The organism is Pseudomonas sp. ITEM 17296 (assembly GCF_028895205.1).
GTDB lineage: Bacteria > Pseudomonadota > Gammaproteobacteria > Pseudomonadales > Pseudomonadaceae > Aquipseudomonas > Aquipseudomonas kermanshahensis.
Genome location: NZ_WJRS01000049.1, coordinates 1 through 15916, shown reverse-complemented (window position 1 = coordinate 15916; position 15916 = coordinate 1). Strand labels below are relative to the sequence as shown.

The window sequence follows — 15916 nt, the reverse complement described above, 5'->3', positions numbered from 1 at the left end:
CATAGAAATTCGCGGGCACGTCTTGAAGACGGGCCGGCACACAGAATTTCTTGACGACCATAGAGCATTGGAACCACCTGATCCCATCCCGAACTCAGCAGTGAAACGATGCATCGCCGATGGTAGTGTGGGGTTTCCCCATGTGAGAGTAGGTCATCGTCAAGATTCAAACCCAAAGCCCCTGTCTGCGATGCAGACAGGGGCTTTGTCTTTTCCGGTCAGAATTGATAGCTGACCGTAGCGCTTACGTTTCGCTCTTCACCCATGTAGCAGTAGTTCAGGCTGGCACATGAGGTGATGTAGCTTTCGTTGGTCAGGTTGTTCGCATTCAGGCGCACATCCACCCCGGTGAGGCCGACCTTGCCCAGGTCATACCCGATCGAAGCGTCAAACAGCGTGTAGGAGGGCACCTTCATGCTGTTTTCCGCATCCACCCAGCTATACCCCACATAGCGCATCCCGCCGCCCAGTCGCAGGCCGTCCAACGCCCCCTGCCGGAAGTTGTAGTCGGCCCACAGCGAAAACATCTGCTTGGGCGCCTGGGTGGGCGAATTACCCTTGTTGTCCAACTGGGTCGACACCAGGCTCGGCATCGTCTTGGCATACTCGATGTCGGTAAAGGTGTAGCCGCCCAACAGCTTGAGGTTATCAGTCAGCTGAACATGGGCCTCCAGCTCCAGCCCTTGTGAGCGAACTTCACCCACAGGGCGATAGAACTCCTCGTTCGGTTGTTTGGAGGCAAGGTTCTCTTGCTCGATGCGGAACAACGAGGCGGTGAACAGGTTGTCACTGCCTGGCGGCTGGTACTTGATACCTGCTTCCCACTGGGTGCCCTCGGTCGGCGCCAGTGGGCGGCCATCCTGGTCGGACACGGTATTGGGGTTGAATGACTCCGAGTAGCTGACGTAAGGCGCCAGGCCATTCTCGAACAAGTAGAGCACGCCTGCTCGGGTGGTGAACTTGGTGCGTTCGTCATTGACCTTGGTGTTGCTGTCGCGGTTTTCCTCAGAAACCTTCACCCAGTCCTGACGCAGCCCCAGCGAGAAGCGCCACTGGTCGAGCTCGACCAGGTCCTGCAAATACACCCCTGTCTGCTGCAGGCGACGCTGGTAGCGGTTCTCGCCGAGTACCTGCAGGTTGCCATTGCCATATTGAGGGTTGCCGGCATCCAGCGCATCCACCGTGCCGTAGCGCCACTCCACGTCGGCTTTGCGGCGTTGATAGTCGGTGCCAAGCAGCAAGGTATGCTTGGCCGCACCGGTGAAGAATTCTGCCTGCAGCATGTTATCGATGATGTAGGAGTGCAGGCGCTCGTCGCCGCCGGTATAGGCGCGGTTGAGGATATTACTGTCGGCATCTGCCCAGCCAGCGGAATACACCTGGTCCATCGAGACGTCAGAGTCCTGGTAGCGGAAGTTCTGCCGGGCGGTGAACACATCGTTGAAGCGGTGCTCGAACTGGTAGCTGAACGACTGCTGAGTGCGTTCGTAGTTGTCGATCCCAGGCTCGCCTTCAAAGAAGTGATCTGACAGACGCAGCCCGTTGCGCTTGTGCAGCATGCCGTCTGCCGGGTTACCGCCGTGGTACCCACCATTCGGGTCATGCTGCAGATACGCCTGAAGCGTCAGCGAGGTGTCTTCGGTGAAGTCGATGCTGACAGCCGGTGCTATGGCGTAGCGTTCTTCCTTGTTGTGGTCGAACTGGGTATCAGCGCTATCGGCCAAACCTGTCAGGCGATAGGCGATACGTTTGTCGTCATCGACTGGGCCGCTGAAGTCGAAACCCATGCCACGCTGGCCTTGGGTGCCGACCGTGGCCTGCACTTGATGGAATGGCGTGAACAGTGGCTTCTTGGTGGTCAGTGCCACCAGGCCCCCTGGGGAGCTGCGGCCATAGAGTACCGAAGATGGCCCCTTCAGGATGTCGATGCGCTCAAGGAAGTACGGGTCCACTTGCATGGTGCTGTAGGTGCCGTTGTCACCCATGGACTTCAGGCCATCGACGTAGATGTTGTCTACCGAGCCGTCGTTGAAGCCCCGCATGGCCACATAGTCGTAGCGGTGCGTGGCGCCATAGGGGTTGGTCAGTACACCTGGCGTATAGCGCATGGCCTGGGCAACGGTCTGCGAGCCCTGGTCGTCCATCTGTTGACGGGTGACCACTGAAACCGACTGTGAGGTTTCCACCAACGGCATGCTGGTCTTGGTGGCCACCTGGCTGTGCGTGGCGTTGTAGCCGTCCATGCTGCCCAGGGCATTACCCAGGGTAAAACTGCGCACGTCGGTGTCTGGCAACGACAATGCGGCCTCTTCAGGCTGGGCCCGCAGCACGTAGCTGTGCCCACCCTGGCTGACGGCTTCCAGGCCGCTGCCATTGAGCAGTTGGCGCAGGGCCTGATCAGGCGAGTAATGCCCTTGCAAGCCATTGGATTGCAACCCGTTGGTCAACTGCGGCGTGCTCGACAGGGTGATCCCCGCCTGGCGGGCAAACTGGTTGAGTACATCGTTCAGTTCCCCACCCGGGATCGCGTACTGCTGGCTAACTTGGGGCGCTTCGGCGGCCAGAACATGGAGGGGCAGGGTGGACATGCCCAAGGCTGTGCCGAACAAAGCTGCCTGGACTGCTTTGCGCAGAGCGGCTGAATTCAAGACAGGTCGAAAATCATTCTCGTTGGGCGGGCGTGTGTGTGGTGAGGCGATGGGCATGAAAGAGTCCGTTGAAGGGTGGGAGGGCAGAAGACGATGCTTACTGTCCTAGCCGGATCGGCGCCCAAAACCCGCCAAAAAGAGCAGCGCTTGGGTGAAGTCAGGCAACCTGCTCCACACGTATCCACCAGCGCGTGCGTTGACGAAGCCTCACAGGCAGCGTTTGTGGCAGCAATTGCAGCAGCTGCTCAGGGTCCTCGAGGCGGAACACACCAGACAGGCGTAAATCGGCAATCTCATCGGTGCAACCCAGGTAGCCGTGGCGATAACGGCCCACCTGTTCAAGAAAGTCGCGCAAGCGCATGTCGCGGGTAACGATCAGCCCTTCGCTCCAGGCAGCTGGGTCCATGGCCACGCTCTCCAGGCGTTGTGCGCCCTGGGCGTCCAGGCGCCAGTGCTGGCCGCGGGCAATCCACTGCACCTGGCCGTTCCCCGGCCGGTGTATCGCCACGTTGCCGTGGCTGACGCTGACCTGCGTGCAGTCTCGCTCCTGGCGCACCACAAAGCGCCCGTCGAAACCTTCGAGCAGGGCATCTTGCGTCTGTACCAGCAGAGGGCGAGCGTGGTTATGTGCGTCACTGCACGTGAGCATCAGCTCCCCATGCCTGAGGCGGAGCAAGCGCTGCTGATCGTCGAAAGCCAGGTCTACCGCAGTGCGCGTGTTGAGTTGCATCAGCGAGCCATCGGGTAGCTGGAAGCTACGCCGTTCGCCCGTGGCAGTCGCGTAGTCCGCAGTCCAGCCGCTGACGGTATCGAGGTCTTTGGCCAGCCATGTCGCCGAGCCCGCCATGGCGGCGCAGCCAAGCAACTTGAGCGCCTGGCGACGGTGCAGGCGCCGCTGGCTGGTTTCCAAGGTCTGTAGGGCAACCCCCGCGCCGGGGATGGCGCGCAGGTCAAGGTCCTGATGCAGGTGAACTACCCGTTGCCAGGCCAGTTCGTGCTCGTGCCGTGCGCTACGCCACTGCTCGCATTGCTGCAGCAGCACGGGGCTATTGCCGCTTTCGCGTAGCCTAAGCATCCACTGAATGGCTTGCTTGACCGCTTTGGCGGAAGGGGCGGCGGCTGTCATCGCTCGTCTTCAAAGCGCAGCAGGTAGCAATGATAAAGCGCATCAGCAATGTAGCGCTCCACAGTGCGCACCGAGATACCCATCTGCTCGGCGATCGCCTGGTGTTTCAGCCCTTCGCACTGGGCCAGCAGAAAAGCGCGGCGCACCTTTGGCTTGAGGCCATCGAGCATGCGAGCGATACGCTCCAGCAGTTCGAGCAGCACCTCGCGGGTTTCCGCCGAGGGTGCCAAGGCTTCCGGCAGGTGGGCCAAGGCTTCGAGGTAAGCCCGGTGCAATTCTTCACGGCGCCAGTGATCGATCACCAGCCCGCGCGCCACGGTGCGCAAGAAGGCCCTTGGCGTATTGAGCTGTACCTGCTCGCCACGCTGTAACAGCCGGACGAACGTGTCCTGGGCCAGGTCTGCGGCATCGGCGGCGTTACCCAGCTTGCTACGCAGCCAGGCATGCAACCAGCCGTGGTGGTCACTGTAGAGCGTTTGCACTGAGTCATTGGAAGGCATGGAGGAAGGCGCTGGCTTCAATGGACATAAATGATAATTAGTCTCATTGTTTGCGGAGCCCGTTTATTTTGCAACAGGCTGATGTCGGGCGACCGGCGATCCCGCTCAGAACCGGTTATCGCCCTAGCTGTGAATCCAGATACTGCCTGATAACACGCGCCCCTGAGTTCAAGTGCTGCTCAAGCACTGCGACCGCTTCATCCACCAGCTTGTCGCTGGCCGCATCCACCAGCGCGTTGTGATCGTCCTGGGTGAGCTTGCCCAGCCCCATCGACGAAAGATGGAAGCGCAGAAAGCGCTCTTCTTCGTTCAGTTCGTTCTCGATCAGGCGCAGTAACTTCTTGTTCGGCGCCTTGCTATACAGCGCCATGTGGAACAGGCGGTTGAGGCGGCCGATTTCGGCGTGACGGGTTTCGTTTTCCAGTTGCTGGATATACCCGCGCGCGCGGGCGATGTCATCGGCATCGAGCAACGGAATGGACTGGCGCAGGGCCTCGCTTTCGAGCAGAACACGCAGGGCGTAGGTGTCCACCGCGTCTTCACCAATCAAGGGCGCAACCACTGCGCCCTTGTGCATCTCCACGTTCAGCAGCGATTGCGCTTCGAGCTGGCGCAAGGCCTCGCGCACGGGCATGCGGCTGACCCCGAACAAGGTGGCGAGCTCTTGCTGACGCACGGCAGTACCTGGCGGCAGACGACCATCAAGAATGGCGCTGCGCAGGCGCTCCTCGATAACAGCACGTGCCATGTGTGGGGATAGCTGTTCGCTAGCCAGCACGTTGCTCAGTTTGATTTTCTCGGCCACGCGGAGTCTGCCTCGACGATAAGAAAAGTTGGATCCAATGACACTAGTAACAGGCAAGGGGGCTTGTCAAACCGTCGACCGCACTGGAGCGGCCGACCCAAGGCCGCGGCTATGGTGTATGAAGTCGCTTGGCAAAGGAAGCGGTACATAGAACGAGATAGCCATAAAGTCAGTATGGCCCGACCATTGGCTGCGTGATTGCAGGGTGCCATTGTTTTTTGTACTGGCAGGCCGCACCATCGCTGCTTTCGACGGGTCTGAACAGGTCTTCGCAGTGGCGATATCCTGGATGTTCAAAACGGCTGTGCGACGTGTCGGCCTTGCCGCGCTGCTGGGTAGCTTGCTACTGGGCGGCTTGCACGCGGATTGGGATTTTTCCCAGATCAGCCGCCAGTCGCAGGCGCTGTATGGCCCGCTTGGCGCGGGGCAGGGGCGTATCGACGCCTGGCAGAACCTGATGGCCACGCAGAAGCAGGGCAGTGAGCTGGAACGGCTGCAAGTGGTCAATCGCTTCTTCAACCAGCAATTGCGCTACGTCGAAGACATCGACTTGTGGCATGAGGTCGATTACTGGGCCACGCCGGTCCAGGCCCTGATCAAGGGGGCCGGTGATTGCGAGGACTACGCTATTGCCAAGTATTTCAGTCTGCGACGTATGGGCATCCCCAGCGAGAAGATGCGCATCACCTACGTCAAGGCGCTGCGGCAGAACCGGGCGCACATGGTACTGACCTATTATTCCAGCCCACAGGCTCAGCCGTTGGTGCTCGACAGCCTGATGGATGCCATCAAGCCGGCGAGCCAGCGCGCCGACTTGCTGCCGGTGTACGCCTTCAATGGCGAGGGGTTGTGGCTGACAGGCGCCGCCGGCAACAAGAAGGTCGGCGATACCAAGCGCCTGTCACGTTGGCAGGATTTGCTGAAGAAAATGCAGGCCGAAGGGTTCCCGGCCGAGCCGGTTTACTGAAGGAGCACAGATGTCACTGTTCAAACAATTGCTGTTGGCCATTTGCCTGTTCCTGGTGGTCGCTTTCAGCGGCAGCTTCATGGTCAGCCTGGAGAGCTCGCGCAGCCAGTACGTCAACCAGCTGCGTTCGCACGCCCAGGACGCGGCCACTGCCTTGGCGCTGTCGCTGACGCCTAATATCGACGACCCGGCGATGGTCGAACTGATGGTCAGCTCGATCTTCGACAGTGGCTACTATGCGAGCATCAAGGTTGTCGACCTGGGCTCCAATGCCGTGCTGGTGGAGCGCCACGCCGAGCCCGACCCGGGGGGTGTGCCGGCCTGGTTCGTCCACCTCATTGGCCTTGAAGCCGCAGGTGGGGATGCCATCGTCAGCCGTGGCTGGCAGCAGGCGGCGCGGGTGGAGGTGATCAGCCATCCGATGTTCGCCATTGCCAAGCTCTGGCAGAGTGCGTTGGGCAGCCTGGGTTGGTTGTTGCTGTGCGGTGCCGCCAGCGCGGTGCTCGGCGCCTTGCTGCTGCGTCGGCAATTGCGGCCGCTGGATTACATGGTCGAGCAATCCCATGCCATCGCCCGGCGCGAATTCCTCAGCCTGCCAGACCTGCCGCGCACCCCTGAGCTGCGCCGTGTGGTGCAGGCAATGAACCAGATGGTCGAGAAGCTCAAGGCACTGTTTACCGAGCAGGCCGAGCGCAGTGAGCGGCTGCGTGCAGAGTCCTACCAGGACAGCCTCACCGGCTTGTCCAACCGCCGCTATTTCGAGATGCAACTGAATACGCGCGTCAGCAATCTGGAAGAGGCGCGCGCCGGTTACTTGCTGTTGCTGCGGGTTCAGGGCTTGGCAGGCCTTAACGCGCGCCTGGGCGGGCAGCGCACCGATCAGCTGTTGCAGGCAGTGGGCGAGCAGCTGCGCCGCACCTGTGCCAGCTACCCGGAGACCAAAGACCTGATCTCGCGCAGCCGTGGGGGCGAGTTCGCCGTGCTGGCGCCGGGCATGGTGCATGAAGAGGCGGTACAGCTCGCCCAGGCCCTGGAGGCGACACTGCAGAGCCTGCACGAGACGGGCGCCAGTGATGTCGACCCGGTAGCGTGCATCGGCCTTGCGCCGTTCACCCCTGGCGATGCGCCACAGGCATTGCTGAAGCTCGCCGACGAGGCCTTGGCGCGTGCCGAAAACCAGCCGGCGCCGGGCTGGGTGTGCCTTGAACAGGGTGCGGCCGCGGTGGCCGGTGATAGCCATCATGCCTGGCATGAGCGGCTCGACCAGGCCTTCGTCAATGGGCAATTCGAACTGTTCTTCCAGCCGGTGGTGGACTGCGGCACAGGGCAACGGGTACTGCACCACAAAGTGATCTCGCGTTTGCACGATGAGCAGGGCGAGGCGTTGCCGGCCGGGCGCTTCTTGCCTTGGCTGGAGCGCTTTGGCTGGATGCCGCGCCTGGATCTGCTGGTGCTGGAAAAGGTGCTTGCCCACCTGCGCACTCATGATCAGGTGCTGGCGCTGAACCTGTCCGCTGCAACCTTGGCCGACCCCAAAGCGCTGCAACGCGTCTACGAGCTGTTGAGCCAGCATGCGGCGCTGGGCCCACGCCTGACATTCGAGATAGGCGAAGAGCAATTGCCCGAACAGTCAGCCCTCGAACAGCTGACCCGGCGCCTTCACGCGCATGGCTTCGGGCTGGCGCTGCAGCGCTTTGGCGGCCGGTTCAGCATGATTGGCAACCTGGCGCACCTGGGCCTTGCGTACCTGAAGATCGATGGTAGCTATATCCGTAACATCGACCATGAACAACACAAGCGCCTGTTCATCGAAGCGATACAGCGCGCGGCGCACAGCATCGACCTGCCGTTGATTGCTGAACGGGTCGAGACGGAAGGGGAAAGGTTGGTGCTGCGGGAAATGGGCGTGGGTGGTATTCAGGGGCAGTTGGTGGGTGAGCCCGCACCCTGGCGCTGAACGGGTAGGAGCAGCCTTGTGCTGCGAAGAGGCCAGCGGCAGCACAGAAGATTCTCGGTACTGCCACTGGCCTCTTCGCAGCACAAGGCTGCTCCTACCGGGATTGCGTAAGTCTCAACGCTCGCGCAAGGCTTCCGAACGCGCCTTCATGATCGGCTTCAGCAAGTAGCTCATGATGGTCTTCTTGCCGGTCATGATGTCCACCGTCGCCACCATCCCGGGGATGATCAGCAGCGGCTTCTCATCGGTGCCCAAGTGGCTGCGGTCGGTGCGCAACTTGATCAGGTAGTACGTGGTCTTTTTGTCTTCATCGGTGATGGTATCGGCACCGATCTGTTCCAGCTTGGCCTTCAGGCCACCGTAGATGGTGTAGTCATAGGCGGTGAACTTGACGGTCGCCTCCTGCCCAGGGTGCAGGAAGGCAATGTCCTTGGGCAGGATCTTCGCCTCGATGACCAGTGTGTCGTCCAGCGGCACCACTTCGACGATGTCGCTACCCGGCTGGATGACCCCGCCGATGGTGTTGACCAGCAGCTGCTTGACGATACCGCGTACCGGCGAGGTGACCATGGTGCGGTGTACCCGGTCATCCAGTGCCTTGCTGGTGGCAGTGGCCTTGTTGAGCTCGGTGCGGGCCTCGTTGAGCTGAGTCAGCGCCTCGCTGCGGAACTTGCCACGGGTCTCCTCGACCTTGCTCTGCACTTCGCGGATGGCCGCCTCGGCGCGCGGGATGGCCAGCGCGGTGGAGTCCATCTGGCCACGGTTCTCCACCTCGGCACGGCGCAGGCGCAGCACTTCAACCTGGGAAATCGCGCCCTGGGCCACCAGCGGCTCGGACATCGCGATTTCCTGACGCAGCAGTTGCAGGCTGTTGGCGTACTGGGCGCGCTTGGAGGTGTACTCGCGCAGCTCTTGCTGGCGCTGTACCAACTGTTGCTGCAGGCCGCCGATTTCGTCCTGCAGTTGCTGGCGCCGGCTCAGGTACAGCGACTCTTCGTTGGCTGCCTGGCTGGGCGCTGCCTTGCGCAGTTCTTCATCGATTTTCAGCGGGCGGTCTTCGACCTCGGCACTCAAACGTTCGACCCGCAGCGCCATGGCCAGGCGGTCGGCCTCGGTTTCACCGACGTTGGAGGCGAAGCGGGTTTCGTCCAGGCGCAGCAAGGGCTGGCCGACGTCGACGATTTGCCCTTCCTTGGCGTAGATCTCGGCGATGATGCCGCCCTCAAGGTTCTGGATCTTCTGCACCTTGGACGACGGAATGGCCTTGCCTTCGCCCCGTGTGACCTCATCGATCGGCGCGACGCTGGCCCAGACGATCATGAACACGAAAAACGCGATCACACCCCAGATGGTCAGGCGAACCACCCGTGGCGCGTCCTCGATCAGCGCCTTGTTGACCTCAGGCAGTGGCTGCCCGCCAAGCGAGTCGGAGCCTTTGAAGTAGCGCCGCAGGCCATCCTTGAATTGCCCCATATCGAGCTTATGCAACACTGATCTGCCCCTTCTTCAGCGCATCCATGACCGCGGCTTTCGGGCCGTCGGCGACAATCTGCCCGCGATCGATCACGATCAGCCGGTCCACCAGCGACAGCAACGAGGCGCGGTGGGTCACCAGCAGCACCGTCTTGTTTTCGATGACCGCCTGCAGGCGCTGCTTGAGGCGCTCTTCACCGGTGTTGTCCATGGCGCTGGTCGGTTCGTCGAGCAGCAGGATCTGTGGGTTGAGCAGCAATGCACGGCCCAGGGCGACGTTCTGCCGCTGGCCGCCGGAGAGGTTCTGGCCACGTTCGCCCACCTGCAGCTCATAGCCGTCAGGGTGCAGCCTGGCAAACTCATGAACACCTGCCAGCTCTGCGGCCTGCAGGATCATTTCGTCTTCGATGTAGCGGGCGCCGCTGACCAGGTTGTCGCGCAGGGTGCCGGCCATCAGCTGGATGTCCTGGGGCACGTAGCCGATATTGTGGCGCAGCTCGCTGACGTCGATCTGGCGGATATCCACGCCATCGACCAGCAGCGACCCGCCGTCGGATTCATACAGGCCAACGATCAGCTTGGCCAACGAGCTCTTGCCCGAACCGCTTCGGCCAATGATGCCCACCTTCTCGCCGGGGCGAATGGTCAGGTTGATGTTCTTGAGGGCCAGGTTCTGCTGGTTAGGGTAGGTGAAGTCCACCCCACGGAACTCGATGCTGCCCTGCAGCACCCGGCGGCTCAGTGGGCGCTCTTCGAAGTTGCGTTCCTGCGGCAGCTCCATCATGTGGTCGGTGGAAACCATGGTCACCTTGGCCTGCTGATAGCGGGCCAGCAAACCATTGAGCTGCCCCAGCGGGCCAAGGGCACGGCCGCTGAGCATGTAACAGGCGACCAGGCCACCCATGCTCAGGTTGCCGTCGATGATCATGTAGACCCCGACGCAAATCATCGCCACGCCAGCCAGTTGCTGGATCAGCAGGGTGATGTTCATCGCCAGGCTCGACAGCACCTTCACGCGCAGTTCCAGACGGCTGAGGGTGCCGAGCGTCTGTTCCCACATGTACTGGCGCTCGCTTTCGGCGTTGTTGACCTTGACCGCATCCAGGCCTGCCAGGGTCTCGATCAGGCTCGACTGGCGTTCCGAGGCCAGGGCCATGGTCCGCTCCATGGTCGCCATCAGCGGCCGCTGCAGGGCGTAACCGATGCCCAGGGCCAGCGGGAAGGCGATGATCGGGATCCACACCAGGTGCCCGCCAATGATGGCGATGACGATCAGGATCAGCAGCGTGAACGGCAGGTCGATCAGGCTGGTCAGGGTCAAGGAGGCGAGGAAGTCGCGTAAACCCTGGAACTCATGGATGTTCTGGGCAAAGCTGCCGACCCGCGCGGGGCGGTACTTCATCGACATCCCGACGATACGTTCGAACAAGGTCGCCGAGATGATCAGGTCGGTCTTCTTGCCGGCCAAGTCCAGGCAGAGGCCGCGCAGGCCCTTGAGGATCAGGTCGAAGAAGTAGGCCCCGGCGATGCCGACGGCCAGCACCCAAAGGGTCGAGGTCGCCTGGTTGGGCACCACCCGGTCATACACGTTCATCACGAACAGCGGCGCTGCCAAGGCGATCAGGTTGATCACCAGGCTGGCGGCGATGGCGTCGATATACAGCCATTTGCTGCGCAGCAAGGTGTCGCGGAACCAGGATTTCGCGCGCGGGATGAGGTTGCCGTGGTTGACGTCGAACTTGTGCTGCGGCTGGGCGAAGAACACACGCCCGCTGTAGTCACTGAGCAGCGCTTCGCGGCTGACGTGCACCTCGCCACCATCGCTCTCGCTGAGCAGCAGGCGTGCGGTGTCTTCATTCTCCCAGCCCAGCAGGACGGCGCTGCGGCCTTCCTTGAGCAACAGCATGGCAGGCATGGCGATACTGGGGATCTGCTCCAGTTTGCGCTGCAGCAGCCGCCCTTGCAGGCCGGCCCTGGCCGCCGCACGGGGCAGCAGCTCGGGGCTCAGGCGCTGCGCGGGCAGCGGCAGGCCGGTGGTCAGCATGACCCGGCTTGCAGGTTTCTGGTGCAGGACACACAGGCTCAGCAGACTATCCAGCAAGGGATCGTCATGCTGACTGCGTGGATCGTGGCTGAGTTGGACTCGACTGACTTCGGATTCCACGCGGCGCTCTCTTCATCCTTGCGGTGGGTGGGGCAGGGTGGGCCTCAGTTCAGGCCTGGCAGGCTCACCCTTGGTTTCAGATCGTTCTGCACAACGGTGGCCATCGGGGCTACAACACCCTGACTCTTGAGCAGTTGGCCAATGGTCGCCTTGATTCGATACTGAGTAAACAATTGTATGTTCTTCACTTCCACCAGGCGACGCTGGGCAGTGAAGGTTTCATTCTCGCTGTCGAGCAAGTCGAGCAGGGTTCGCTCGCCCAGGCTGAATTGCTGTTGGTAGGCGCTGCGCACACGGTTGCTGTGATCGACGTACTGCTGGGCGATCGGCAACTGGGCGTTGGCGTTCTCCTGAGCATTCCATGCCAGGCCCAACTCTTCATTGAGCTGACGCAAGGCATTGTTGCGGATATCCAGCGCCTGGTTGGACAGGTACGACTTGGACTCCAGGTCTGCCTTGTTGCTGCCGCCAGCATACAGGTTGAAGTTCATTCGCAGCATAGCCTGCCATTCGTTGTTATGGCCTGCTGTGCCGTCGATATTGTTATCCGCCGTTCGTCCGAGTTCTGCATCGAAGCGGGGGTAGAAGGACGACTTTGCGGCCTCGTACTGTTTTTCTGCGGCGGCAACGTCCGATTCGGCCGAGCGCAGCACCGGGCTGCTTTCAACCAACTGCGTGCGGGCTTCCTCCAGCGTGCCGGGCAGCAGGTCGATGAACGGCGCCGGTGCGCTCAGTTCATCGGGCATCTGGCCGACGACGCTGAGGTAATTGGTGCTGGCATCGGCCAGGTTGGTCTTCTCGGTGATCAGGTTGTTTTGCGCCTGGGCCAGGCGTGCCTCGGCCTGGTCTAGGTCAGCCAGGCGGCCGACGCCGCGGCTGGTGCGCAGTTTGATCTGATCCAGAATACGTTCGTGGTTGCTCAGGTTGTCTTCGGCCAGGCGCACCATCTCGCGCCGCGACAGCACATCCAGATACACCTGGGCGACGTCGAGTGCGGTGCGCTCGGAGGTGCCCATCAGGGAGTAGGCCCGGGCGTTGGCGGTGGCTTGTTGACGGTCGACTTCGTTTGACGTGGCAAAACCGTCAAAAACCATTTGGCGAAGACGGATTGCTGACTCACCTCGGTTCAGTGTGTCCCAGCGGTTACCGGTGCTCGGGCTATCGGTACCTTCGCGCCCATAGCCCGCCGTTACATCGACCCTCGGCAAGTAGCCGCCCTGGGCCGCGCGCAGCTGGTAATCCGCCGCCACGCGAGCATTCACGCCGGCCTGGATTTCCGGGTGTCGCTCAAGGGCTGTTTGCATGGCTTCGGGCAAGGATTGTGCTTGTACGAACGTGGCGGCTAGGGTGATGGGAAGAACGGTAAACAGTGACGCACGCATTTTTGGCGGGTTCCCGAAGGCGCAGTTGTCCTGAATCACGGTTGAAGGTTTTCAGGGCCTGGAAAATGGCACCTGATCTGACCGATGAGCGAACTTCCGACGGGCACTGGATTAGTACTAAAGGAAGGGGTGGCAAAGGTGCAAATATCAATGTGACATTACATTGCCGATTGTTTAGGATGGCGAGTATAAGGTCAATAGTTTGGCAGATAGTTAATTCCAAACAGTTATAGACGGAATTTTGACGTCAAAATCGTCAACACATCAATCGACACAGTTCCGCCTGAAGTGGCTTTCAAGAGCGCCGCTCTGGCAGGGAAGTACCCCAATCGGGTCACACGGAGAGTCCAATGAGCAGCGTTGTAGCCATCGTCAAAAGCATTGTCGGCCAGGTTATTGCGGTATCCCCAGAGGGCATCCGGCGTGTACTCATCGAAGGTGACCGCCTGTTGGCGGGTGAGGAAGTCCTCACCGGCCCAGGCGGCGCGGTAACCCTCGAGTTGGCCGACGGCCGTATGCTCGACCTAGGCCGTGACAGCCAGTGGAGCGCGGATGCGCCTTACAGCAGCGCCGACCTGAGCCAGGCCACTGCGCAGGCTGCACCGTCGGTTGAAGAGCTGCAGCAGGCGATCGCCGCGGGTGTCGACCCGACCACCGAGCTTGAAGCTACCGCAGCAGGCCCGGCAGCGGCGGGCGGTGGCGGTGCGCTGGGCGGTGGCCACAGCTTCGTCATGCTTGAGGAGACCGCAGGCCGGGTCGACCCGAGCATCGGCTTCCCGACCGGCCCGTTGGGCTTTGCCGCAGCGCTGGACAATGAAGACGTTGGCGCGGTGGACACCAGCAACAACAACCAGGTCATTCCGCCCACAACGGAGACCAACGTCTCCACCGCCCTTGTACTCAACGCCACCCCTTCCATCACCGAAGCGGGTGGCGTAATCGTTTACACCGCGACAGTTGGCCAGGCGCCGACGTCCAACCTGGTCGTCACCCTGGCCAACGGCGCAGTGATCGTCATTCCGGCAGGGCAGACCAGCGGTAGCGTCAACGTCACCATCCCGGCCAATGACACCCCGTACATCGACGGTGGTCAGATTTCGACCACCGTAACCGGCACCACCGGTGGTAACGGTCTGATCGTGACCCTGCCGCAAACGCCGGCGGTTACGCAGATTACCGATACCATCGACACCACCACGGCGACCTTGACCGCCACCCCTTCGGTGACCGAAGGCGGCGTGATCACCTACACCGTGACCCTGAGCAACCCTGCCCAGACGCCGGTCACCGTGACCCTGTCCAATGGCCAGACGATCACCATTGAGCCTGGCAAGAGCCAGGGCAGTGTTGATTTCCAGACGCCGGCCAACGACGTTTACAACAATGGCTCGACCGTTAGCACCACCATCACCGGAGCTACTGGCGGCAACTTCGAGCAACTGACGCCGAACCCGACCCCGGCTCAAACCACGATCAATGACTCGGTAGACGTCACCACCGCGACCCTGACTGCCAATCCGTCGGTCACCGAAGGTGGCGTGATCACCTACACCGTGACGCTGAGCAACCCTGCCCAGACGCCTGTGACCGTTACTCTGTCGAACGGCCAGACCATCACCGTCGAAGCCGGCAAGACTCAAGGCAGCGTTGACTTCCAGACCCCGGCGAACGACGTCTACAACAACGGCTCGACCGTAAGTGTCACGATCAAGGACGCTGCTGGCGGCAACTTCGAGCAACTGACGCCGAACCCAACGCCGGCGCAAACCACGATCAATGACTCGGTAGATGTCACTACGGCGACCCTGACTGCCAATCCGTCAGTCACCGAAGGCGGCGTAATCACCTACACCGTGACCCTGAGCAACCCTGCCCAGACGCCGGTGACTGTGACCCTGTCGAGCGGCCAGACCATCACCGTCGAAGCGGGCAAGACCCAGGGCAGCGTTGATTTCCAGACCCCGGCCAACGACGTCTACAACAACGGCTCGACCGTAAGTGTCACGATCAAGGACGCTACTGGCGGCAACTTCGAGCAACTCACGCCGAACCCAACCCCAGCGTCCACTGTAATCAATGACATTGTCGATACCGTCACCGTAAGCATCGTCAGTAACGGTAATGTCACTGAAGACCAGCAGCCATCCTTCACGATCAAAGTGAGCCAGGCGCTGGACCGTCCGCTGACCGTGACCCTGTCGAATGGCGAAACCGTCACCATCGAGGCCGGCAAGACCGAAGTCGAGTACAAGACCCCGGCTCAGGGCGATGACGTCATCAAGGACGCGGGCTCCGTGACGCTGAGCGTCACCGATGCCACTGTTTCGGGTGCAACCTTCGAGCATCTGGCCATCGGCGGCCCAGCTACCGTCGAGATTTCGGACACCATCAGCGAAGTCGTTGCAACCTTGACTGTCGACAAGGCGACTGTGGCGGAAGGCGGCCAGGTGACCTACACCGTCACGCTGACCAACGCGCAGGGGCTTTCGGTCACTCAGCACGGGGCACTGACCTTCACCCTGACCGACGGCACAAAAGTCACGATTCCGGCTGACAGTGCCTCTGGTACCGCGACCATCACGGTTAACGATGACGTGTACGTCGGCGGCCAGGCCGCTATTGCCAACAAGCTTGAGTCGGTTTCGGGTGCAGACAGCTTCGAGAAGCTGACTCTGGGTGGTGAAACTGTCACCACTTCTGTGACGGACGAACCGGGTTCGGGTACTCCAGGTACCGGTAACCAGGGCGACTTGGTGCAGGTCACCATTACCGCTGACCAGGGTTCGGTTGCTGAGAACGTCAAGCCGACGTTCACCGTCCACATCAACACCGCTCTGACCCACGACCTGGTTGTGACCCTGAGTAACAACGCTCAGGTCACTATCAAAGCGGGT

Annotated in this window: 10 protein-coding genes and 1 rRNA gene; 4 read left to right on the top strand and 7 right to left on the bottom strand. The window is 61.4% G+C overall.

The features are described from left to right. The first annotated feature begins 49 nt into the window (after nucleotides 1–49). Nucleotides 50–165, top strand: a 5S ribosomal RNA gene (rrf, locus tag GIB19_RS27690). Between the two features lie 53 nt (nucleotides 166–218). On the opposite strand, the gene GIB19_RS27685 is transcribed toward rrf, so the two are convergent. The 4 genes from GIB19_RS27685 to GIB19_RS27670 all read right to left on the bottom strand — a co-directional run bounded on the left by GIB19_RS27685 (nucleotide 219) and on the right by GIB19_RS27670 (nucleotide 5079). Continuing rightward, nucleotides 219–2633, bottom strand: a complete 2415-nt coding sequence (locus tag GIB19_RS27685; protein ID WP_099430847.1) for a TonB-dependent siderophore receptor — start codon at nucleotides 2631–2633, stop codon at nucleotides 219–221. A 172-nt stretch (nucleotides 2634–2805) separates the two neighbouring features. Then, nucleotides 2806–3774: a FecR domain-containing protein gene (locus tag GIB19_RS27680; RefSeq protein ID WP_099428027.1), complete on the bottom strand. Its 969-nt coding sequence runs from the start codon at nucleotides 3772–3774 to the stop codon at nucleotides 2806–2808. After that, nucleotides 3771–4274, bottom strand: coding sequence for a sigma-70 family RNA polymerase sigma factor (locus tag GIB19_RS27675; RefSeq protein WP_027595475.1), 504 nt, complete (start codon nucleotides 4272–4274; stop codon nucleotides 3771–3773). The genes GIB19_RS27680 and GIB19_RS27675 overlap by 4 nt, the downstream gene beginning before the upstream one ends. Before the next feature lie 115 nt (nucleotides 4275–4389). After that, nucleotides 4390–5079, bottom strand: a complete 690-nt coding sequence (locus GIB19_RS27670; RefSeq protein ID WP_027595476.1) for a GntR family transcriptional regulator — start codon at nucleotides 5077–5079, stop codon at nucleotides 4390–4392. A 205-nt stretch (nucleotides 5080–5284) separates the two neighbouring features. Between GIB19_RS27670 and lapG the strand changes: the two genes are divergently transcribed. Together lapG and lapD are read left to right on the top strand one after the other, a co-directional pair. After that, the gene (gene lapG, locus GIB19_RS27665) at nucleotides 5285–6046 is read left to right on the top strand and encodes a cysteine protease LapG (protein ID WP_274888791.1); all 762 of its coding nucleotides are present in this window, start codon (nucleotides 5285–5287) and stop codon (nucleotides 6044–6046) included. A gap of 10 nt (nucleotides 6047–6056) precedes the next feature. Next, nucleotides 6057–8003 (top strand): cyclic di-GMP receptor LapD, encoded by a 1947-nt coding sequence (gene lapD / locus GIB19_RS27660; protein WP_027595478.1) that lies wholly within the window; start codon nucleotides 6057–6059, stop codon nucleotides 8001–8003. Between the two features lie 114 nt (nucleotides 8004–8117). Here lapD and GIB19_RS27655 read toward each other — a convergent pair whose 3' ends face one another. The 3 genes from GIB19_RS27655 to GIB19_RS27645 are packed head-to-tail and all read right to left on the bottom strand — an operon-like array spanning nucleotide 8118 to nucleotide 13022. Further along, nucleotides 8118–9476, bottom strand: coding sequence for an HlyD family type I secretion periplasmic adaptor subunit (locus GIB19_RS27655; RefSeq protein ID WP_027595479.1), 1359 nt, complete (start codon nucleotides 9474–9476; stop codon nucleotides 8118–8120). A gap of 7 nt (nucleotides 9477–9483) precedes the next feature. Continuing rightward, nucleotides 9484–11640 carry a type I secretion system permease/ATPase gene (locus tag GIB19_RS27650; RefSeq protein WP_085274405.1) on the bottom strand — a complete coding sequence of 719 codons (2157 nt, stop codon included), beginning with the start codon at nucleotides 11638–11640 and terminating at the stop codon, nucleotides 9484–9486. A 44-nt stretch (nucleotides 11641–11684) separates the two neighbouring features. Continuing rightward, the gene (locus GIB19_RS27645; protein WP_274888790.1) at nucleotides 11685–13022 is read right to left on the bottom strand and encodes a TolC family outer membrane protein; all 1338 of its coding nucleotides are present in this window, start codon (nucleotides 13020–13022) and stop codon (nucleotides 11685–11687) included. A gap of 350 nt (nucleotides 13023–13372) precedes the next feature. On the opposite strand from GIB19_RS27645, the gene GIB19_RS27640 reads away from it, so the two are divergent. Beyond that, nucleotides 13373–15916: retention module-containing protein (locus GIB19_RS27640; RefSeq protein WP_274888789.1), on the top strand; the 2544-nt coding region annotated here is incomplete at its 3' end.